Consider the following 21,848-nt stretch of genomic DNA (forward strand, 5'->3'; position numbering starts at 1 on the left):
CCTTTAAGGTAAACTATTGATGATTAATAAGAGGAGGAAAAATGATGAATCCTGATTTTGCAATTGTCTTAAATTTTAAAACAACTGGGGACTTTGATGCTGACTTTTTAGTAAAAACTGCACGCAACATCGGCGTTCGTGCCGTTATGAGCGACGATCCTGATGCATTTAAAGCAGCATGCGAGAAGTACACAATTTACTTAGCTGACGCCAAAGATGGCGCTGATTTAACTAGCGATAACGTGATCGACACAATGGTAGAAAACAGAAAAAACGGTCAAGCTACTATCATTAATGTGCCTGTTAATAACGGTGAATTTGACGAAGCTACTACAAAAACACTTGATACCATCAACTCATGGATGCACATGTTTGGTCATGCCTTTAACGAAGGAAAACCTAGTGATTTAACTGTCAGTGATGGCTTTATTTTAGAAAATCGTCATGCCAATTACCAAAAATATGTCTTCTTAAAGAGCATTCCAGATAAAATCGTCGTTGAAGGCTTAGATCAAGAACCTAACCGTGCTGAATGGATTGAACACAGAACTGAACTGAACTTCACCATGAAAGATGGCAAATTAACTATTGATTTAGTTAAGCCAGACGATGTCTTTAAATGGAATGTACTCCGCATTCAAGCTCACCGTCCTGAAGACGACATTATTAATACTGAATTTTAACGAAAAAGCATTCTCAAGTTGAGAATGCTTTTTTATTCGATCTTTGAGCCTTCATCATAGAATTTTCTAAAACGATGTGCTTCTTTATCTAGCGTAATTTCATCATTTACTTGAGACAACTTATAGCCTACAAAGTAAGGTGGTGCTTCAAAACGCGTAATATATTTAGCACAAATACCGCCATCGTTACGCGGATAAAAGAATAAATTATAAGAGTCGCATCTACCGTTATACATAATGTTAAGCAGATATTTTGCCCCGCTTTGAATCCAGTCAGCCCATAAGTCGATACTATTTCGATCAATTAAATTGATATTCAATTCAGTGTAGCCTTGCACCGGATGTTCTGCTATATTGACCTCTACCCCATTTTCATCAAATAAGGTTTCCCCTTCAAAATTATTAGGGTGAATATACTTATAGCCGTCTTCATGTTCAAAGCCAACAATTTGCATGTGCGGATGAATTAATGAACCACCAGAATGTGGACCGTAATTTTTGTACCAAACCACTGATTGATACTTAGAATCCTGATTCATTTTTTCAAAGCAATCTAGGCTAAAACGCATCAATTTACGATTATGCTCTTTAGTATAAGTACTGATATCGCCGTTATGGTCGCTTGATTCGATTAAAACGGTTTGAACAGTGTCACGCAAAGTCGGAAACTTATTGTGCAGCCAAATAATGTCGTCTTCTTTTTTATAAATATCAGTTAAACTTGCCACATCACAAAAAGGACAAATATTTTTCTTATCTTTGTTATTTTTGCGATAAGATTGTGGTTTATTTTTAGCAATACTTAGCTGAAAAACCAATGGATCATTATTCATACTTTTCTTTCCTTTCAAGGCAAATACTGTAATGTTTAGCGCCAATATAGTAGAATAATTAAGTAACTTTACTATAGCTAGAATACTTGCTATACTGTGTCAAAGCAAACACTTATTCGAAAAATCAAAGAGATGGGTAATAATAATATGCAATCTAGAAGAGAACTTAGAAAACATAATAACCGCAATAATCTCTATTTAATAATTATCGGTGTAATTATCATAATTGCAATTATTTGTGGTGTATTCTTTCACAACAAACGGGTCCAAGCAGAACAAAAGCAACGTGCTTTTGCGACAACTCACTTTAACCCCAACGTTACTATTTACGGGGTTAAGGTTGGCAAATTAACCGTTAAAAAAGCTACAGATAAGATTAATGAAAAAGCCGACAACGTATTTTTCTTAAGAAACAAGAAATTAGTTTCTGAAAGAGATGCCAACACGCAAACAATTGATAGTCAAACTGTTCAAAGTTACTTTGATAAGCAACATACAGATTTGCCTAATAATCAAAAGTACACTTACAACTCCAAAGACTTAAGTGAAGCAAAGAAGAATTTGCAAAAGATGCAAAAAGCTTCTGTCACTTACAATATTGCTGGCAAGAGCTATAAGTTAAGAGCTGACGAACTCATTCGTGAAGTTACTTACAAAAACGGTAAGTATCAATTCAATGATGTTAAGGCTTTGACTAAGAAGTTAAAAGACATCGATAACGAAGTTAAAACGCTTAAGAAGACTTACAAGTTCACGGTTCCAGTTGGTAATAAAGTTAACGGTAAGCCAATTACCACTACCAATGAAAGTTACGGCTGGGGCGTTTATGTAAAGAAAGCTAAAGCAGCTGTAGAAAAGGCCTTTATGAATGGCGATACAACTGTTGATGGTAGTAAATACATCTATGGTGATGGCTACAGTACTTATGCTCACGGCTACGGTAAGAGCAATAATGGTATCGGCAACAATTACGTTGTTGTATCTATTAAGAACCAAGAATTATGGGTTGTTCGCAATAACCGTGTTGTAGTTCATTTAAACGATGTTGTTACTGGTACTTTAGAAGGCGGCAAAGGCAACCAAACTCCTAAGGGTGTTTGGTACATCATGTACAAGCAATCACCAAGTGTTTTACGTGGACTTAACGACGATGGTTCAAAGTATGCATCTAAGGTTCAATACTGGATGCCATTTACTTTGAGTGGTTGTGGTTTGCACGATGCCAGTTGGAGAACTGACTGGAGTAAGACAGCATACTTGCAAGGTGGTTCACACGGCTGTGTAAACATTCGCCCTGCAGAAGTTAAGAGCGTTTGGGATAACGTTCGTACTAACGAAGCTGTAATTGTTTACTAGAAAATAAAAATAAAGCTTTTCAGATTTGAAGAGCTTTATTTTTTTGCGTAGAATTAATATAAAAAGATATATATTTTTGAGAGGATTTTTATGTTAGTAATCGGAATTCTTTGTCTGCTTGTAGCGGCAATTTCATACTTTAGATACTTAAGCGAAAAAAATGGTAATACTAATAAGAGTAAAGAAGACAGTAAAGGCGAAGCAAAGTGGCAACGTAGCCTTGCAATCATCTTCTTAGTCTTGGGACTTATCCTAGTAATCTATGCTATTGCTTTACACAAGTTTTAAAAAAAAGCTCTACGTTTGTAGAGCTTTTTTAGTCTTATTTATTTTTAGCTTTGGCTATTCTCTTCTTTAATTCATCTTGCAAGAGCTTCTCTTGTTCAACAAATGAATCATACATCTCCTTTGAGTTAGCCATGTTGCGGTGAACAATCTTTAACTGGCTTCTTAGGTCAGCAGTAGAATACTCATCTAAATTATTACGCATCGTTTCAGTCGTTTGCAACGCGTTATAAATAGTGTGATAAGTTCTCTTACCAATATGTGACAAGAGCATAACGGCTGAATTTTGTTTATTCTCTTTCTTATTAGTAGCTTCATCAATCGTCTTAACCATTGGATTAGATACATGATCGTTCCACCATGAAATAAGTGGACCAGTGAAGAAGGCTACGATGATCGTACCAAAGCCTACAGGACCACCAGCAATAACTGCGGCGATCATGAACAAAACGTCTTGTGTAATTCTAGCAGTTCTGTAAGACAACTTTGTTCTCTGCGTGATAATTGGCGCGATGGCATCATAAGGTGCCGCACCAAGGTCTGGCGCCATGTAAAGTGAGGCGCCGAGTGTGAACAAAAGTAATCCAATCAGCGTATCAGCTGCAACGATTAAGAAAGTCGTGCGATAACCAAATAATTGGTGATAGATCGTAGTAAACCATTGAATTTCAAATCCAACTAAGACCATGTTCAAAATAGTCCCAATCCCGATTTGCTTACGATCAAGCCACAAAATAAAGATGAAAATTACTACGTTTACCGCTAATTGATAGACACCTAGTCCAATACCTAATTTGTTTGAAATACCCGTGTTCACCGCGGTAAACGGATCTAGACCCACATTACCGCCACGAAGGAATGTGGTCCCCATTGATAAAATGGCAACACCAATAAACGATACTAGTGTTTTATAGGCAATATTCGCCCAATTTATTTTCTTTTTCATTAAGCCATCCCCTTTGGTTTTTCATTTTATATTAATAAAACTACTTTGACAAATGAAAAAAGATTCTACCATTTAAGTAGAATCCTTTTTAGGCTTAATGGACACCTTCCATTAAGGTATTAATCTTTTTAACCAAAGCAAACATAATTAAGCCGAAGACAACACTAACTAGTCCAACAGCAATGAAGTATTGTACTTCAGTACCAGATGAATAGAACTTAACGATTTGCGCGTTAATTGCCTGACCTGTTGCATCAGCCATAAACCACATACTCATCATTTGTGAACGGAAAGCATTTGGAGCAAGCTTGGTAGTAATTGACAAACCAATTGGTGAAATCAACATTTCAGCGATTTCAACTAAGAACCATGAGCCAACAAGCCATAATGGACTAACTCTGCCGCTTGTACCAAAGATCATCCCTGGCAATGCCATCCACATATATGAAAGTCCTGCAAAAACAAGACCTGCAGCAAATTTGCCTGGTGCAGTTGGTTGCTTCTTCCAGTGTTCCCAAAGCCATACAAATACTGGCGTCAAAATCATGATAAACAATGGATTAAGTGACTGGAAGTTAGCAGCAGAATAATGCCAATTCCCGATATGAAGTATAGTTCTTTGTTCTGCAAAAAGTGCCAAAACAACTGAACCAGATTCTTCTATTCCCCAGAAAATAGCTGCAGCGAAGAACAAAGGAATATATGCTTTAACACGTGAGCGTTCAATCTTAGTAACCTTTGAGCTGCGAAGCATCATAACGAAGTAGTAGATTGGCAATGCAATAGCCAAAACAGTAAGTAAAGTAATTACGTTATCAACGTTTAATTGACCAAAGCCAGCCATTGCAGCTAAGACGATTGCAATTGCAACAATACCAATAACTACCCATTTAATTACATTGAGCAAATCACCCTTATCAATTGGATCGTTTGGCGTCAAGCTTTCAGTTGAAAGATACTTTTTACCGCCAAGAACATATTGTACTAATCCTAAGAACATACCAACAGCGGCAAGTGAGAAGCCGGCGTGGAAGTTCATTTCATTACCAAATAAATTAAGACCGAAGCCTTGTGCAGCCCATGGTACAAGAAGTGGTGCAAGGAATGATCCGATATTAATACCGAAAACAAAAATACTAAAACCTGCATCCCGACGGCGATCTTCTACAGAGTAAAGACCACCAACCATTGAAGATACGTTAGGCTTAAGTAAACCAGTACCTACAACGATTAAAGCGATTGAGCTGTATAATGCCCCTACTCCAGCTGGCAAAGCTAATACAATGTGACCAAGCATGATCAAGACACCGCCGTAAAAGACGGTCTTTCTTGAACCCCATACTCTGTCTGATAGCCATCCACCAACTAAAGTAGATAAATAAACTAGCGAACCATAAATCGACATGATTGATGCAGCAGTAGTTTGGTCCATGCCAAGACCACCCTTGGTAACTGCATAATACATGTAGAAAAGTAAAATGGCACGCATGCCGTAGTAACTGAAACGCTCCCACATTTCAGTAAAGAATAAAGTGGACAAACCCTTTGGTTGTCCAAAAAATGCTGTATCTGAATCTCGTTTACCCAAAGAAAAACTCCCTTCTTATCTAAGGTAAGCAATCCAAACAATTATACCATGAAAAATAAGGATTCACTTCTTGAGAAATGAATCCTTATTTCTTTTAGCTATTTATTTCTTTAGTTAATTGCCTTAGCAATTGCACTGTTTACAGCATCCTTTTCATCGTTAATCAAGTTAACCTTGCTTTCGATGACCTTAATGTCCATCTTAATTTCACGACTAAGAAGTGGCACATTTTCTTTAGGTTCAAAGAATTCCTTGAATTCCTTCAATCTAGCTGGAGTATGGAAGACGCCAGTAGTAACTGTAATAAATGTAGCAAATTCCATGTCGCCACCAACAGTCTTATCAAGCCAGTCCCAATCTTCTCTGATCCAGTCCCAAGCAGCTTGTTGACCATGATGGTTAGCAAGAAGGCCACGGTACCAGCCACGTAAGTCTTGTGGCTTAATTACGTCAGCATCTTCGAACTTGTCAACGATTGAGCTTACTTCAGCTGGGTCAATGGTGCTGGTTACAGCAGCACGTAAGTCAGCCTTGTAAGAAGCATCAGCAGTTCTTTGGTATTCCTTGATTAAGTTAGCAATCAAGTTATGGCTACCAAAGTTCTTTACTTCATTGATCAAAACATATGGACGAACGTCAGCGTTCATTGCTTCTAAGTTGTCTTCATTTTCAGTAAAGACTTGGTGAGCTGCCTTAATTGAATCAGCATTATCTGCGTAAAGACTTGCGCTTAATTCGTAAGGACGAATTTGAGCATCTTCATCGCTTTCGCCGGCCTTAACGCTCCAGCCTAAGCGAGCAACTTGGTCCTTAGATAAGAGATCGTAAAGCTTCTTCAAGTCTTTTTCTTCTGAAGATTCTGGTTCAACGAATTGACGGAGTTTTGCAGCAGTAGTGTACAAAGCGTTAATTACCAAGCTTGACTTAGAATCTGCAAACTTAGTAAGAAGTGGCACGATTGAAGCGTATGAAATTTGTTTACCTTCTGACAAAAGTCTAAGGTCTTGCAATAATTGCAACTTAGCAATTGGGTCAAGTTCATTAACATCTGACAAAATATCATCAAGCAAAGTCTTGTCATACTTAACGATAAAGTGTGAGTTGTTGCCAACGTTAATTCTAAGTGGGTGACCAGCTTCTTCACGAAGAACCTTGTAGTTACCTAAGTCTAATTCCTTTTCAGACATAATCTTAGGTGCATCGAAGTTAGCGTTCAAAGGAATTTGCCAAGTTCTACCCTTGTCTTCACCTTCACCGATGAAGAATTGTTTTTGAGTAAGCTTCAAGTGACCATCTTCATCAACAAAAGCATTAACTACAGGATAACCAGGTTGTTTAAGCCATGAGTGCATGATTTCACCGATGTTAAGGTCAGTTGCAGTTGAAAGTGCATCCCAAAGGTCATCACCAGTAGCATTGCCAAACTTGTGGTGGTCGAAGTAGTACTTAAGACCCTTTCTCAAAGCATCGTCACCTAAGAGTGAGCGAACCATTACAAGCATTCTTGAACCCTTAGCGTAAACGATAGCACTGTCAAATACAGAGTCGATATCTGCTGGGTCGTTGATTTCCATTTGAATTGGTTGAACACCGTCTGTAGCATCACGAGTCAAAGCAGCTGGAGCTTCGCTAGTTTGGAACATTTCCCAAATGTGCCAGTCAGGTTCCAAGCCATCAACTGACAAGTATTCCATCATGTTAGCGAAACTTTCGTTAAGCCATAAGTTATCCCACCACTTCATAGTTACTAAGTCACCGAACCATTGGTGAGCTAATTCGTGGGTAATAACAGTAGCTACTACCTTCTTCATTTCTAGACTAGTGTTGTCTGGATCAAGCAAGAGGTAAGCTTCACGGTAAGTTACTAAGCCCCAGTTTTCCATGGCACCAGCACTGAAGTCTGGCAAAGCCAATTGCAATGATTGTGGAAGTGGGTACTTAGTTTGGTAGAAGTCTTCGTAGAATTCAATTGCACGCTTAGCAATGTCTAATGCGAAGTCTAATTCTTTAGGCTTGTGAGCCTTAGTTGCGTAAACACCGATTAAAACGCCATCTTTAGTATGGGTAGTCTTTGATTGCAACTCACCGAAGGCAAATGCAACAAGGTAACTTGACATACGAACAGTTTCTTCAAAGTGGTGGTAGCCATCTTTGTCGACTTCAACTTCTGGCATGTTAGCAATAGCAACTTCGCCATCTTCTTCATCCCATTTAAGAGCAAGGGTGAAAGTAGCCTTAGCTTCTGGTTCGTCAACACATGGGAATGCTTGACGAGCAAAAGTAGTTTCAAATTGCGTACCGATAATTTGCTTCTTCTTACCCTTTAATTCGTAGTATGAAGGGTAAATACCCATCATTGTGTCTGTCAAAGGAGCACTATAAGCAATCTCGATTACGGCTCTGCCAGTTACGCCAGTCTTGATTTTGATTGCTTCGTCTTTTTCAACTACTTCAAAATCAACATCTTTACCATCAACCTTAACGCTGTCGATGGTCATGAACTTTTGATTAATGAATACTGGGTTTTCAATTACATCACCAGTAATAGTAGAAGTACCATTAATTTCTTTATTCTTACGATTTACATTAATACGCAAATCATAATGTTCTGGGTGAAAAGTTTCATAAAAACGTTTTACAGCCATTATATCCCTCCTGAATAATACATATTTCTCTTAAATTTTACCAAAATAAAGAAGAAAACGTTTAAAAAAGGTCCATTATTCTTGATTGTAAGAGTGACGTTTTCGTTTTGTAACATTGCTGTCACATTGACCATGTACTATATAATCATAGTCATTAAGAAATAAATAAATTTTTTAAAATAAATTTTTAAATTACATAAGGAATGAATAAATTGAATAAACACGTTAAATCTACTTTAGTTAAAATTTTTGCAGCATTAGCACTTGCTTTCGCATGTGTTGCAGTTGCACAAGCATTTTCTACCACTTCATCAAATCAAACAGTTCAAGCTGCTACCAGAAAGCTTTCAAAGAAGGAAAAGGCTGCTAAGAACTGGATCGCAATGCGCGAATCAGGCGGCAGCTACACCGCTAGAAACGGCGTATGTTACGGTAAGTACCAATTAAACATTAACTACTTACGCGGTGACTTATCACCAAAGAACCAAGAACGTACTGCTGATAACTACGTTTACGGCCGTTACGGTTCATGGGTAAATGCTAAGAGATTTTGGTTAGCACATAACTGGTATTAAAAAGAGAGTTTTATTATTCACTCCTTAATTCCCAGAAAAGAAAAAACAGTTTAGTCCATTTGACTAAGCTGTTTTTTTGTCGTTCTTATTCAAATTTATCTTGTTTAATAAAACGATAGATTGCAATTATAAGAACCATGATTGAACACGCCATACCGACATAAGCCATTGTTCCGATGTGCACGGCATTTTCAGCTGCTGCTCTAGACATTTGGTTTTCCATGGCATAGCCAACAACCCATCTACGCATCACAATTGGTGTTAAAACAAAGCTGACTGTTGTAATCAAAGACGTAACTAATGCAACGTTTCTTGAATATGGCTCTTTGAAAAACTGAGCTAAAACACAAATAGCTGGCGCAATCATTAATAGCATGATCCAAATAATAATCCAGCGACCTGAACTACTATTCATCATTTGAGCACTGTTAGTTGCGTAACGATATGAACTCCAAAGCTGTCCACCTGTTACAGTATTGAGCAAACTCAAGAAATATGATCCTTGTTGGCCATAGTAACCACCATTATTGGAAAGTACACCTTGAACAATTTGAAAACTATCAGTTGAACCTGCTGATGAGAAATCAACTGTAACTACTTGTTTCATATAAGTTGCCAAAAACATGACCATTGAGCCACCAAGTTCAAAAGCACGTAACATGCTCAATTTTCTTGAGGCCTTCATATGAAATTCTAGACTCAACACACGATTTGGATGGTGACTGTGTCCGATAATGAAAATCCCAATGATTACTAACACAAGTAATGCAACTAATCCCCACCACATTTTAATCATAATGAAGAATAGTGCTAGCACGATTATCGCTACAGAAACATAAGGACGGTCTGAGAAAATCGTCCAGAAGTTTAGCTTAACGTGAGTGTAATTTTCTCTAGATGCTTGAGCAACCTTAGTATGGTCAATAGGTTGAGGATTGCTAATTTTTCTGCTTCTAAATTCTTCTCGGCTATTTACTTTGCTTTTTGAATAATTAATCCGAGATTGATTAGCACCGGCTTGGCCATGCTCTTTTTTCATGCGATATTCTCGCCGTGACATATGTGCCATAATGACAACTCCCTTCTCGAATCACTATCGTAGCACAATATTACAAAAATAGTCCGCTTTCATTAATGATTTTGAAGAAAATTTAGCTTTTTGCATGTGCTAAAATGGAATTATCGTTCTATTTTTTTGGAAAGAGATGACTTTTTGACTGCTGAGAAAACAAGCGCCTTCCCTGCTGGATGGCATAAAGCCTTTTACACCTTATGGTTAGGCTGCTTTATTACAGGAATGGGCTACTCAATGACCATGCCCTTTGTTTCCTTATTTATTTCTGATTTAGGTAATTATTCAAAATTCCAAGTTAACCTTTACTCAGGTTTAGCATTTGCCATGACATTTATTGCCCAGGCAATTGTTTCACCATATTGGGGAAACTTAGCTGACCGTAAAGGTAGAAAATTAATGTGTATGCGTGCATCTGGCGTTATGGCATTGACCATTACGTTAACCGGATTAGCACCAAACGCAATCTATATCGTTATCATGCGTTTTATCCAGGGATCTTTTTCTGGCTATATTAACAACGCCACAGCCTTAATTGCTGGTGAGACTCCTCACCAAAAAAGTGGCTGGGTAATGAGTCAAATGATGACCGCCGGAACTGCTGGTAACTTGGTCGGTCCACTTTTAGGTGGTGCCTTATCTAGTTTTTTCGGCAATTGGCTTGGCGGTGCTTGGGGATATCGAATCCCATTCTTTATCACCGGATTTTTAATGTTCTTAGTTTTCTTAGGTACTACATTCTTCGTCCACGAAGACTTCACTCCTATTTCTCGTGAAAAGATGAAGCCAATGGGCGAGATTATGAAGAGCTTGCCTAGCGTAAAATTGATCATCGTTATGTTCATTACCACGATGCTGGTTCAATCTTCAACTATGTCAATCGATCCTATCGTTTCGCTTTATGTAAAATCAATGATGCCCAATGGTAAAAATGTAGCTTTGGTTGCCGGCGTCGTTGCTGCAACACCAGGGCTTGGTACTTTGATTGCGGCTTCCAAGATTGGACACAAAATGGATGAAGTTGGACCTTTAAGAGTTTTACGAATTGGATTAGTTGTTGGCTTTGTTCTATTCATTCCAATGGCTTTAACCAATAATCCTTGGGTTCTTGCTGGACTTAGATTCTTACTAGGAATTGCCAGTGCAGGAATGTTGCCAGCCGCTCAAACCGTTTTGACTTTGAATACACCAAGTGAAAGTTTTGGACGAATCTTTTCTTACAACCAGTCCTTCCAAGCAATCGGTGCCGTAATTGGTTCATTAATGGGTTCAATGATCTCTGGTTTATCAAACTATGCAACAGTATTTTGGGTAACTGGATTTACGCTTTTGATTAACTTTATCTTGGTCTTAATCTTTGCCTGGGGAATTTCCTATCGTGATAATTAAAATTAGACATAGAAAAAAGCTGTTTAGTTTCAAGCTAAACAGTTTTTCTTATGCCGCAATTTGTTCATACAATTGATAAGTTTGATCATCGTACGCACAAAGAGTGATTTGAATATTGTATGCTTTATTTTTCTTTTGCCATTCTGTAATCGTCTTATAGGCAATTTGAGCTGCCATTTTTGCTGGAAAGCCAAATGCACCAGTTGAGATTGCTGGGAAAATGATACTATGCAATCCCGCATTCTTAGCTACATTCAAAGAACTACGATAACATGATTCCAACATCTCGTCGTCGCTATGGTCACCAGAATATACAGGGCCAACTGTATGGATGACATGTTTAGCGGGCAAGTCATAGCCTAATGTCATCTTAGCATCCCCCGTATGACAACCATGCAGCGTCATGCATTCTTCAAGCAAATGCGGACCAGCTGCTGCGTGAATCGCACCATCAACGCCGCCTCCACCAAGAAGTGAATTATTGGCAGCATTAACAATCGCATCGGCTTTCATCTTAGTAATATCGCCTTGAATTATTTTAATGTTATTCATTTTTTATACCCTTATGAAACTAATCTATTTATATCCGCCCTCATTCTAACACCAAATAGTTTTATGAAGCATAATAATCAAAAAACGTCTTGCCGAAGCAAGACGTTTTTTAAGCATAAGCAAATTTTTGATTAGCCCTTATCTGCACCAGCAGTAATTCCGTTAACGTAGAACTTCTGCATGAATACAAACAAGATAGTGATAGGGATAGCGATGATTACACATCCTGCAACGAATTGTGCGAAGTATGCAGTCGCATTACCTTTGGCTGTGTGCACCATGTTGTACAAACCATAAGCAACCGTGTAGGTCTTAGCATTTCCTGAGGTTGAAAGAATAATACCTGAGAAAATGAAGTCTGTCCATGGAGCAATGAAGGCAGTCAAAGCAGTATAAACGATCATTGGCTTTGAAAGTGGTAAACCAATGTGTAAGAATACTTGCCATTTAGTAGCACCGTCAATTTCGGCAGCTTCGTCGATTGATCTAGGAATAGTATCGAAGAATCCCTTAGCAACGTAGAAGCCAAGGCCGGCACCACCAACGTAAACCAAGAATAAACCAAAGAGGTTTAACATGTTAAGACCCTTTAAGATGTAGTACAAAGCGATCATTGACATGAAGCCTGGGAACATCCCAAGAACCAAAGCAATTTGCAAGAATGGTTTTCTAAATCTGAAACGAAGTCGTGACAGAACGTAAGCAACTGAGATAGTCAAGAATGTGGAAACGATCATTGATGCAATTGAAACAATCAATGTGTTGATGATCCAGTTACCGAATGGATATTGTGGGTTTGTAAAAATCCCAATATAGTTCTGCAGTGTGAATTGTTCTGGCCAGAAGGTCGAAACAAATCCTGTATCGTTGTATGAAAAACTTGCTAAGACGATCCACACAATTGGTAAAATCCAAAGAATAGCTAAAATTGTTAAAAGGACATACCGAAAGATTAATGAGAGCCGTCTTTGATTTGTATATGACTTCATGTCTAGCCCTCCTTGTAAGCATTAGTGTGTCTGTAGGCTATCAGCGAAACGACCGCACTAATAACGAAGATTAAGATACCCAGTACCGCTGATGCGTTGTAACGCTGCTCTTGACCGAACGTCAAGTTATATAGCCACGTTACCAGCAAGTCAGTCGATCCGGCGCCGTTATATTTACTGTTCATTGGTGCACCACCCGTCAGCAAGAAGATGACGTTGAAGTTGTTGATGTTACCAATGAATTGTTGAATAAGTGAAGGTGCCATAACGAATAAGATTTGTGGGAAAGTGATTGACTTGAAAATTTGTGCTGAGTTAGCACCATCGATTTTGGCAGCTTCAATTTGATCTTGTGGTAAGTTTTGGATAATCGCAGTTGAAACTAACATTGAAACTGGGATACCAATCCACATGTTAACAATAATAACGGTTAATCTTGCAACTAATGGAGAAGCTTGGTTATCAATAAAGTGAATTGGCGAACTAATCCAGTGCAAGTTCATCAAGATGTTGTTCAAAGCACCTTGGTAGTCTAAGAATTGAGCCATCATCAAAAGTGAAACGAACTGTGGGACAGCCCAAATAATTACGAATACAGTTCTCCAGAATGCCTTGTACTTAATACCTTTTGATTCGATCAATAAAGCAAGTAATACTCCGAAGAAGAAGGTAGTAGCAGTAGCTGCTACAGCCCAAATCAAAGTCCAGCCTAATACTGGGAAGAAAGTACCAGCAAGGTCACCACTAAGCACGTTGCCGAAAGCTTGGAAACCGGTCCAAGAGAAGGCAATTGGGTGTTGACGATCATAGTTGGTAAAAGCCATCGAAATCATGAAGACCGTTGGCAAAATCGTGAAGAACAAGATACCAAGTAATGGAATACACATTAAGGTTGCATGCAAACGAGTGTCGAGCAAACTCTTAAGTTCTTCAACATTAGTTGGAATATGTTCACCATCACGCTTCAAAACATAGTTGTGTTTAGTTGATTTCAAGTTAACGATGTAAAGAGCAATTATTGCAATACACAAGATAACTGCCAAAACACCGAACAGCAAAATCAAAACTGAGTTTGAAGGTTGCTTGGTAATATAAACACCTTGCGCGGCATCATAGACAACTTTTTTTGTTTTATCAGTACCTAATGTAGCTAATGAGTTTAAAGTAGGAATACCACTGAAGATGAACCAAACAATGAATACGATCTCTGAGATTAAGAATGCAAGACCCTTTACCCATTGCTTGTTGGCTAAGGCGTTACTACCCATTATGAAGAATGATAATTTGGTAGCAATATCGCCTTTAGACCATACTTCGCGATATGTTGCTTTAGGAGCTACATGCTTTTTCTTTAGAAACATAACTTCTCCCCTTCTTAGGCAAAAAGGTTGGATCTGTTGCCAACCTTTGCTTATGCTTTAAGAAATATTTGTTTTAAATTATTTCTTTGAAATGTCTTTTTGCAATTTAGCAAGCTTTGCTTTGTATTGACTTGGCTTAATCTTGCCGTCGTAAGTACCACTGATAAGTGGAGCTGATTCGTTCCAGAATGTTGCCATTTGTGGAAGCATTGGTTGCAATACTGAGTTACCTGGCTTAGCCATTTCAATTACTGATTCAGCAACTGGATCGCTCTTAACAGCGCTTGAGTTTACAGCAGCCTTAAGTACAGGAATTTGACCAGCTTCTTTGTGGGCAATTAATTGAGCCTTCTTGTTAGTGATGTATGCAGCTAAGTCTGAAGCAGCCTTTGCGTTCTTAGTGTGTGAGTTAACTGCGAAGCCTTCGATACCAAGGAATGCTTCCATTTGTACGCTCTTGCCACCAACTTCAATCTTAGGATACTTAGCAACTGCGAAGTTCTTGCCTAAGATCTTCTTAATGTTAGCTGCGTTCCATGGACCATCAAGGATAGCTTGTGCGTTACCCTTCTTCAATTGGTTCAAAGCGTTTGAAGTTTGCATTACGCCCTTGTTGTTCTTTTGAGCTGCGTACCACTTCAATGCGTTTACACCGTTAGTTGAGTTGAATGTTGAGCCCTTAAGGTCTTCACCATTGTCACCGTAAAGCTTTGTACCTGCTGAGAACATTACTGGCCACATTACGTATGCGTTGGTGAAGTCAGTAGCTACAACACCCTTAGAGGTTAAAGTCTTCCAGTCCTTAACATCGTTTGCGGAAAGCTTAGACTTGTTGTAGTAAATAGTTTGAGCTTGTTGTGCGTATGGATATGCGTAAATCTTGTTCTTCCAAGTTACACCCTTAGATGCAACGTCAATGTAGTTAGCCTTAATATCCTTAGTTGCAGCTGGTGAAAGTGGGTTAATGTAACCTGCTTCAGCCATTTGACCTAATTGGTCGTTAGGAACTTCAAATACATCGGCAGCCTTTGATGGGTCCTTACCAACGTCAGTCTTAGCGTTAGCTGAACCGTTAGGACTTTGAACAACACGAACCTTGATGTTCTTGTTCTTCTTAGTGAAGTCCTTAGCAATTTGCTTGTAGTAAGGAACTTGTTCAGTATCTACCCAAAGAGTCAAATTTGCACTCTTGCTTGAGCCTCCATTACTACTACTTGATGAATTTGATGAGCCGTTTGAACAAGCTGCAAGTGACATAGCAGCTAAAACAGCAGTACTACCTAAAGCCATTTTCTTCCAAAACTTCATGACTTTTTCCTCCTAAAAATCAAAACAATAAACAATTCTTAACAACAGTAGCCTTTGCTACATACGGTTGTAAGCTTTAATTAAATTAGTTAACGATAGCCTTTGTGGTATCTTTGTCAAAGAAGTGAGCTTTGTTAACATCGAAGCCCATCTTTACCTTATCGCCTGGCTTGTGATAATCACGAGCGTTTACCAAGGCAACAAATTCAGTACCATCAACTTCTTGGTAAAGTTGGATAGTTGAACCTAAAAGTTCTGAAACAACAACCTTAGATTCAATAACTGAGTTTGGCCAAGTTTCCATAAAGGCTTCTTCTGAGTGGATGTCTTCTGGACGAATACCGAAGACAACATCCTTATCGTTGTATCCCTTTTCGTTAAGCATCTTTGCCTTACCTTCAGGGATTTCGATATCAAGACCCTTACCATCAGAGATTCTTTGGTCTTTGTAATGGACGTTAAAGAAGTTCATTTGAGGTGAACCGATAAATCCAGCAACGAATTGGTTAACTGGGTGGTTGTAAACCTCAAGTGGTGTACCAATTTGTTCAACCTTACCTACTGACATAACTACGATTCTGTCAGCCAAAGTCATGGCTTCAGTCTGGTCGTGAGTTACGTAAATAGTGGTTGTGCCAAGTTGTTGGTGCAGCTTGGCAATGTTAGCACGCATTGATACACGAAGTTTAGCGTCCAAGTTGGAAAGAGGTTCGTCCATTAATAGAATAGGGGCGCTACGTACAATTGCACGTCCTAGAGCAACACGCTGACGTTGACCACCGGACAAAGCTCCTGGCTTTTTATCCAAGTATTCTTCCAAGCCCAGCATTTTAGCGGCCTTGTGAACACGTTTATCAATTTCAGCTTTATCTACGTGACGTAACTTAAGGCTGAAAGCAATATTGTCATAAATAGTCATGTGTGGATACAAAGCGTAGTTCTGGAAAACCATCGCAATGTGTCTATCCTTTGGAGCGACATCGTTCATTACCTTGTGATCAATTTCCAAGGTACCTTCACTGATATCTTCCAAGCCGGCAACCATTCTTAACGTTGTTGACTTACCACAACCAGAAGGTCCAACGAAAACGATGAACTCCTTGTCCTTAATATGTAAGTCAAAGTCATTTACAGAATATCGATCGTTGCCTTCGTATTTCTTGTAAATATGGTTTAAATCAACCTCAACCATTGTTTCCCCTACTCTCTTTTAACTTTTATTCTTTTTCTTCAAAAACTTTTTCAATTTCACTAAGCTTAAGGTCAGCGGTTGTTGGAACAATGTAATCAGCTTCCTTTAAAAGCTCTTTATCACCAATACCAACTGCGAATTGATGAGCTGCCTTAATTGCTTCAACACCAGCTTTGGCATCTTCGAAACTAATTACTTCGTTTGCCTTTAAGCCAGCAATTTCTTGCGCCTTGATATAGATTTCTGGATCTGGCTTACCATGGTGAAGAGTAGCAGGATCAACGATCCCATCAAATTCATCCATGATTCCTAATCTAGTTAAAATCTTAGGTGCGTTCTTTGAAGCAGAAGCAATTACCATCTTCAAGTTTTGCTTCTTAGCATCTGCTAACAATTCAGGAATACCTGGCAAGATATCCTTTGGTGTCATTGTTTCAACTTGTTCAACAAACTTAGCATTCTTTTCTGCAGCAAACTTTTCTTTTTCTGCTTCAGTGTATTTGTCTTCTTGACCGCCGTATTTCAAGATCAAGTTAAGTGAATCCATTCTTGAAATACCACGTAAACTATCAAGTTGAGCATCTGTTAAGGTGATGCCTAATTCCTTAGCCAAGTTGTTCCAAGCTGTAAGGTGAAACTTAGCTGAGTTAGTTAAAACACCATCTAAATCGAAAAGTAATCCTTTAAGCATTTGTAGTTTCACCTTCCTTAAGAGTGAGTTTCTTATCGTGAACTAATACATCTAAGTCTTCACCCTTGAGCAAAGTAAGCTTAGTTGCATCATGATCAACGTAAACTTCAATTAAACGACCACGGTAGTTAATCTTGAAGCCGTAGTGATCCCAGCCTTCAGGAACAAATGGGTTGAACTTCAATTGATCATGGTCGTAACGCATGCCTGCGAAACCTTGAACGATTGCAAGCCATGAACCACTCATTGAAGTAATGTGCAAACCATCAACGGTGTCGTTGTTGTAGTTATCAAGGTCAAGACGAGCAGTTCTTTGGTAAAGTTCAACAGCCTTCTTTTGCTTGCCAAGTTCAGCAGCCAAAACTGAGTGAATACTTGGTGAAAGTGAACTTTCGTGAACAGTCAAAGGTTCGTAGAAGTCGAAGTTCTTTTCCTTTTGTTCCATAGTGTATTGGTCGTCGAAGAAGTAGATACCTTGTAGAACATCAGCTTGCTTGATGAATGGTGATCTTAAGATCTTGTCCCATGACCAGTGTTGGTTAATTGGACGTTGATCTTCGATTTCACTAACTGGACGAATATCCTTATCTAAGAAGTCATCTTGTTGAACGAAAATGCCAAGATCTTTATCTTCTGGTAAGTACATCTTGTCTACGATGTCTTGCCATTTAGCCTTTTCTTCATCAGTTACGTGAACTCTCTCTTGTGCTTCCTTAGTAGCAAGTGGCAAACGTTCCAAAGTGTATTTAAGAAGCCATCTTGCCATGGTGTTGGTGAACCAGTTGTTGTTTACGTTGTTTTCGTATTCGTTAGGACCCGTTACACCGTGCATTACGTACTTGTTACGCATCTTGGACCAGTGAACTCTAGCTGCCCAGAATCTTGCGGTACCAACTAAGACGTCCATACCTTCATCCTTAACGTAGCTGTCATCACCAGTGTAGTCAGTGTACATAGCAATTGCGTGAGGAATATCTGCATTTCTGTGGATTTCTTCAAAGGTGATTTCCCATTCGTTGTGGCATTCAATACCGTTGAAGGTAACCATTGGGAATAATGCACCTGGCAAGCCTTGTTCCTTAGCGTTGTGGTAAGCACCTGGCAATTGATCGTGACGATATTGAAGAAGTGCTCTTGTAACGCTTGGTGAAGTAATTCCTAAGTACATTGGAACGATAAATGCTTCAGTGTCCCAGTAAGTAGCACCACCGTATTTTTCACCGGTAAAGCCTTTAGGACCAACATTCAAACGTTTGTCTTCGCCGTAGTATGTCATGAATAATTGACAAATGTTGAAGCGGATACCTTGTTGAGCAGCATCGTCACCAGCAATGACAACATCACTCATTTCCCAACGTTTCTTCCAAGCTTCTGTATGATCTGCTAAGTTTTCTTCAAAGCTCTTTTCTTGAAGCTTCTTCATTAAGTTGTCAGCTACAGCAGCTTGATCTTTATCTTCAACGTCACGGCTAGTTACAACGATGACATCTTTTTCAAGCTCGTAGCTTTCGTTTTCATTTAATTCAACTGATAACTTTTCGCTTAACTTAGCATCTTCAGTTGAAACTTCACCTTGAACAGCTTCGCCGTTATGACGTAAGTTTTCTTTAAGTAAAACAGTAAATTGAGGAACGTCGTAAGGATTTTCCTTAGTCTTAACTTGAATGGTTCTTTCATTCTTGTCTTCGCCAAGTGGAATCCAGAAACGATCACCATAGTTACTATCTTCGTTAACAACTGTTCCGTCTAAAGTTGAATCAAAGTCGATCTTAGCGTGACCTTCAAGCACAGTTGCCTTAACTTTGATTAAAGCAGCTTCCTTTTGAACAATATGAAGGAAACGTTCAAATTCAAACTTAGCTTTGACGTCCTTGCCTTCATAAACAAAGCTTCTTGTAAGAAGACCTTGGTGCATGTCGAGTGCTAATTCAAAATCATCAAATTTTACTTTAGCTAAGTCGATCTTTTCACCGTTTACTGTAATTCCGATTCCGATAAAGCTTGGTGCGTTAGGAGTCTTACCAAAGTATTTTGGATAACCGTTCTTCCACCAACCAACTACAGTCTTGTCTGGGAACCAGACACCAGCTAAATAAGTACCTTGCAAGCTATCACCAGAATAGCCTTCTTCGAAGTTACCTCTCATACCCATGTAGTCGTTACCGATTGCAGTCATACTTTCTTGCAATCTTTTATCTTTTGGATCGAAGTTATGTGTAATTACTTTCCAAGGATCAATTTCAAAAATTCGTTTCATAAATTACATATCTCCCGCAAATATTGAGGTGCTCTCTTGTTTACGCTTTCATTATCCTTGAATTGAAAGCGGTTTACAATATCAAAACTGCTGTTACCGGTATCAGAATTAATTTATAAAAAAAGAAGACAGAACTTAATCTGTCTTCTTTTAAATACTTACAAAAAGTAACTTTTAACGAACATCGATTACAAAGCCTTTTGGAGCAAGTTCACCATTTTCATAGCCTTGACTAAATGAATCCTTGCAATCAATCTTTATATTCTTCTTTGTGGTATTAAAGTATGCATGGATACTTTCTTTACCTTCTCGATCGACTTCAATTAGACCATCTTCTGTTACGTGTAACTTAATTCTGCCTTGACCAAAGGTATTATCGTGCTCCAAGCGGAACTTAATTAAACTATGAACTCTTTGCCATACAGGACCGTCTTCTTTTGACCAATCCATTGGCTTACGGCAATCTGGATCATTATCACCAGACATGCCCATTTCCGTACCATAATAAATACATGGGCTACCTTTTTGCATAAATTCAAAGGTAAGAGCTTGCAATGCTAAGTCTTGATCACCTTTAGCCACAGTTAAAATTCTAGCAGTATCGTGTGAATCAAGCATATTCATCATCGCTGCATTAGTTTCATCCCTATACTTCATTAACTGATCAGTTAATCTCTTAGTCATTTGTGAAGCAGTCAATTTATTCTTGAAGAAGTGATCTTCAATTTGCAAAGTATAAGGATAATTCATTACGCCAGTGAATTCATCACCATTAAGCCATGGACGAGCTGAGTGCCATACTTCACCCACGATGTAGAAGTCAGGCTTAATGTCAGTAACTGCCTTGTGGAATTTCTTCCAGAAGTGGTGGTCTACTTCATTAGCTACATCAAGACGCCATGCATCAATGTCAAAGTACTTTACCCAATAAGTAGCAATTTCAAGTAAGAAATCTTGTACTTCTGGATTAGCGGTGTTCAATTTTGGCATGTGCTTTTCAAAGGCAAAGGTATCAAATTGAGGATTGCCTTCGCCCTTTAATGGATCACGGTATGGTTCAACTGGGTATTCATTAATGTGGAACCAGTTAGCAAAACGTGAGCTTGGACCATTCTTAACTACGTCTTGCCATTGCATTGATTGATCACCTAAGTGATTAAAAACAGCGTCAAGCATTACCTTCATGCCGCGAGCATGAGCTTCATTAACTACCTTGGCAAACAAATCTTTATCGCCAAATTCTGGGTCAACTTGTAAGTAGTCGATAGTGTCATATTTGTGGTTAGAACTTGCCTTAAAAATTGGGCAGAAGTATAAGCCGTTTACACCAAGCTTTTTAAGGTAATCTAAGTGATCTAAAACGCCTTGCAAGTCGCCGCCGTAATAGTCTTCTCGGCCGGGATGATCGGATGGATTCCATGGCTTAACGTTCTTGGGATCGTTAGACTTATCACCGTTAGCAAAACGTTCAGGGAAGATTTGGTACCAAACGGTATGCTTAACCCATTCTGGTGTTTTAACCATATCGATTTCGTGACAATATGGGATCTTGAAGTATGCCCCATCTTCATTGATTGCACTTTCAACATCGCTACTGATGGCACGGTCTCCGTAGACAACGCTAGTGCCATCCTTGCCAATAACTTCAAAAGTGTACTTTAAACGATGAAATGGTGCTTCAAGGGTGATGCCCCAATGGTCTTCAACTTGTCCTTCACCAATTTTTTCCATTTCGATTGTCTTAGCGTGATCAAGTGGTAAATAGTTGTCACAATAGTGCACGATTACTTTTTCAACGTCATTTTTTGCAGTGTGAAAACGAACACGAACGTGCTTAGGATCAACTACAAAACTATCTTCACTTTCAGTTCGGTGCTTTAAAGCAGCTAATTGCATATACTAATTCTGCTATATAAAACATGGAAATATGTAGAATCTATGTATTTTCTACATACCAGAAAGATACATTTTTCCTTTCTTTGTCTTACTTACTGTTGTCAACACTAGTATTCCGATATTCCAATATAGGAGTAATCGCATTGACTAGCTCTTACAGCTTAAGGGTTTAGCTAACCCCGTTTTTCTTTTCTATTTTGCTAAAGCTAAAAGATTTAAAACTGCATTTT

Annotated in this window: 18 protein-coding genes; 5 read left to right on the top strand and 13 right to left on the bottom strand. The window is 38.7% G+C overall.

Features of this window, described 5'->3' with window-relative positions:
• Positions 1-44 precede the first annotated feature (44 nt).
• Positions 45-683: a hypothetical protein gene (locus tag RDN22_RS04255; RefSeq protein ID WP_308556272.1), complete on the top strand. Its 639-nt coding sequence runs from the start codon at positions 45-47 to the stop codon at positions 681-683.
• Between the two features lie 32 nt (positions 684-715).
• On the opposite strand, the gene RDN22_RS04260 is transcribed toward RDN22_RS04255, so the two are convergent.
• On the bottom strand, positions 716-1,516 hold the full coding sequence (locus RDN22_RS04260) for a DUF4931 domain-containing protein (protein ID WP_308556239.1): 801 nt from the start codon (positions 1,514-1,516) through the stop codon (positions 716-718).
• A gap of 147 nt (positions 1,517-1,663) precedes the next feature.
• On the opposite strand from RDN22_RS04260, the gene RDN22_RS04265 reads away from it, so the two are divergent.
• Entirely contained in the window at positions 1,664-2,872 is a 1,209-nt protein-coding gene (locus RDN22_RS04265) for a L,D-transpeptidase (RefSeq protein ID WP_308556241.1), read from the top strand.
• A gap of 90 nt (positions 2,873-2,962) precedes the next feature.
• Entirely contained in the window at positions 2,963-3,160 is a 198-nt protein-coding gene (locus RDN22_RS04270) for a hypothetical protein (RefSeq protein ID WP_308556243.1), read from the top strand.
• A 34-nt stretch (positions 3,161-3,194) separates the two neighbouring features.
• Here the strand turns inward: RDN22_RS04270 and RDN22_RS04275 are convergent, their stop codons facing one another.
• The 3 genes from RDN22_RS04275 to RDN22_RS04285 form a co-directional block, all read right to left on the bottom strand.
• Positions 3,195-4,103 carry a membrane protein gene (locus RDN22_RS04275; protein ID WP_308556245.1) on the bottom strand — a complete coding sequence of 303 codons (909 nt, stop codon included), beginning with the start codon at positions 4,101-4,103 and terminating at the stop codon, positions 3,195-3,197.
• 94 nt (positions 4,104-4,197) lie between these two features.
• A complete protein-coding gene (locus RDN22_RS04280) occupies positions 4,198-5,691 on the bottom strand; it encodes a peptide MFS transporter (RefSeq protein WP_308556247.1) in 1,494 nt (497 codons plus the stop codon).
• Between the two features lie 110 nt (positions 5,692-5,801).
• Positions 5,802-8,336 carry a M1 family metallopeptidase gene (locus RDN22_RS04285; RefSeq protein ID WP_308556249.1) on the bottom strand — a complete coding sequence of 845 codons (2,535 nt, stop codon included), beginning with the start codon at positions 8,334-8,336 and terminating at the stop codon, positions 5,802-5,804.
• A 212-nt stretch (positions 8,337-8,548) separates the two neighbouring features.
• On the opposite strand from RDN22_RS04285, the gene RDN22_RS04290 reads away from it, so the two are divergent.
• The gene (locus RDN22_RS04290) at positions 8,549-8,911 is read left to right on the top strand and encodes an aggregation promoting factor surface protein (RefSeq protein WP_308556251.1); all 363 of its coding nucleotides are present in this window, start codon (positions 8,549-8,551) and stop codon (positions 8,909-8,911) included.
• An 85-nt stretch (positions 8,912-8,996) separates the two neighbouring features.
• On the opposite strand, the gene RDN22_RS04295 is transcribed toward RDN22_RS04290, so the two are convergent.
• Positions 8,997-9,980, bottom strand: coding sequence for a cytochrome C5 (locus RDN22_RS04295; RefSeq protein WP_308556253.1), 984 nt, complete (start codon positions 9,978-9,980; stop codon positions 8,997-8,999).
• Positions 9,981-10,124: 144 nt separating this feature from the next.
• On the opposite strand from RDN22_RS04295, the gene RDN22_RS04300 reads away from it, so the two are divergent.
• Positions 10,125-11,372 (top strand): MFS transporter, encoded by a 1,248-nt coding sequence (locus RDN22_RS04300; protein WP_308556255.1) that lies wholly within the window; start codon positions 10,125-10,127, stop codon positions 11,370-11,372.
• Positions 11,373-11,420: 48 nt separating this feature from the next.
• Here RDN22_RS04300 and RDN22_RS04305 read toward each other — a convergent pair whose 3' ends face one another.
• The 8 genes from RDN22_RS04305 to RDN22_RS04340 form a co-directional block, all read right to left on the bottom strand.
• Positions 11,421-11,924 carry an O-acetyl-ADP-ribose deacetylase gene (locus RDN22_RS04305; RefSeq protein ID WP_308556257.1) on the bottom strand — a complete coding sequence of 168 codons (504 nt, stop codon included), beginning with the start codon at positions 11,922-11,924 and terminating at the stop codon, positions 11,421-11,423.
• Between the two features lie 131 nt (positions 11,925-12,055).
• Positions 12,056-12,913: a sugar ABC transporter permease gene (locus RDN22_RS04310; RefSeq protein WP_308556259.1), complete on the bottom strand. Its 858-nt coding sequence runs from the start codon at positions 12,911-12,913 to the stop codon at positions 12,056-12,058.
• Positions 12,914-12,915: 2 nt separating this feature from the next.
• Entirely contained in the window at positions 12,916-14,274 is a 1,359-nt protein-coding gene (locus RDN22_RS04315) for a sugar ABC transporter permease (RefSeq protein WP_308556261.1), read from the bottom strand.
• Between the two features lie 78 nt (positions 14,275-14,352).
• Positions 14,353-15,582: an extracellular solute-binding protein gene (locus RDN22_RS04320; protein WP_308556263.1), complete on the bottom strand. Its 1,230-nt coding sequence runs from the start codon at positions 15,580-15,582 to the stop codon at positions 14,353-14,355.
• A gap of 85 nt (positions 15,583-15,667) precedes the next feature.
• Positions 15,668-16,774, bottom strand: coding sequence for an ABC transporter ATP-binding protein (locus RDN22_RS04325; RefSeq protein ID WP_308556265.1), 1,107 nt, complete (start codon positions 16,772-16,774; stop codon positions 15,668-15,670).
• Between the two features lie 25 nt (positions 16,775-16,799).
• Positions 16,800-17,465 carry a beta-phosphoglucomutase gene (pgmB, locus tag RDN22_RS04330; protein ID WP_013438717.1) on the bottom strand — a complete coding sequence of 222 codons (666 nt, stop codon included), beginning with the start codon at positions 17,463-17,465 and terminating at the stop codon, positions 16,800-16,802.
• A complete protein-coding gene (locus RDN22_RS04335) occupies positions 17,458-19,722 on the bottom strand; it encodes a glycoside hydrolase family 65 protein (protein ID WP_308556268.1) in 2,265 nt (754 codons plus the stop codon). Before RDN22_RS04335 ends, pgmB begins: the two co-directional genes overlap by 8 nt.
• 174 nt (positions 19,723-19,896) lie before the next feature.
• Positions 19,897-21,618, bottom strand: a complete 1,722-nt coding sequence (locus RDN22_RS04340; RefSeq protein WP_308556270.1) for a glycoside hydrolase family 13 protein — start codon at positions 21,616-21,618, stop codon at positions 19,897-19,899.
• Between the last annotated feature and the right edge of the window lie 230 nt (positions 21,619-21,848).

The organism is uncultured Lactobacillus sp. (genome assembly GCF_902491705.1).
Lineage (GTDB): Bacteria > Bacillota > Bacilli > Lactobacillales > Lactobacillaceae > Lactobacillus.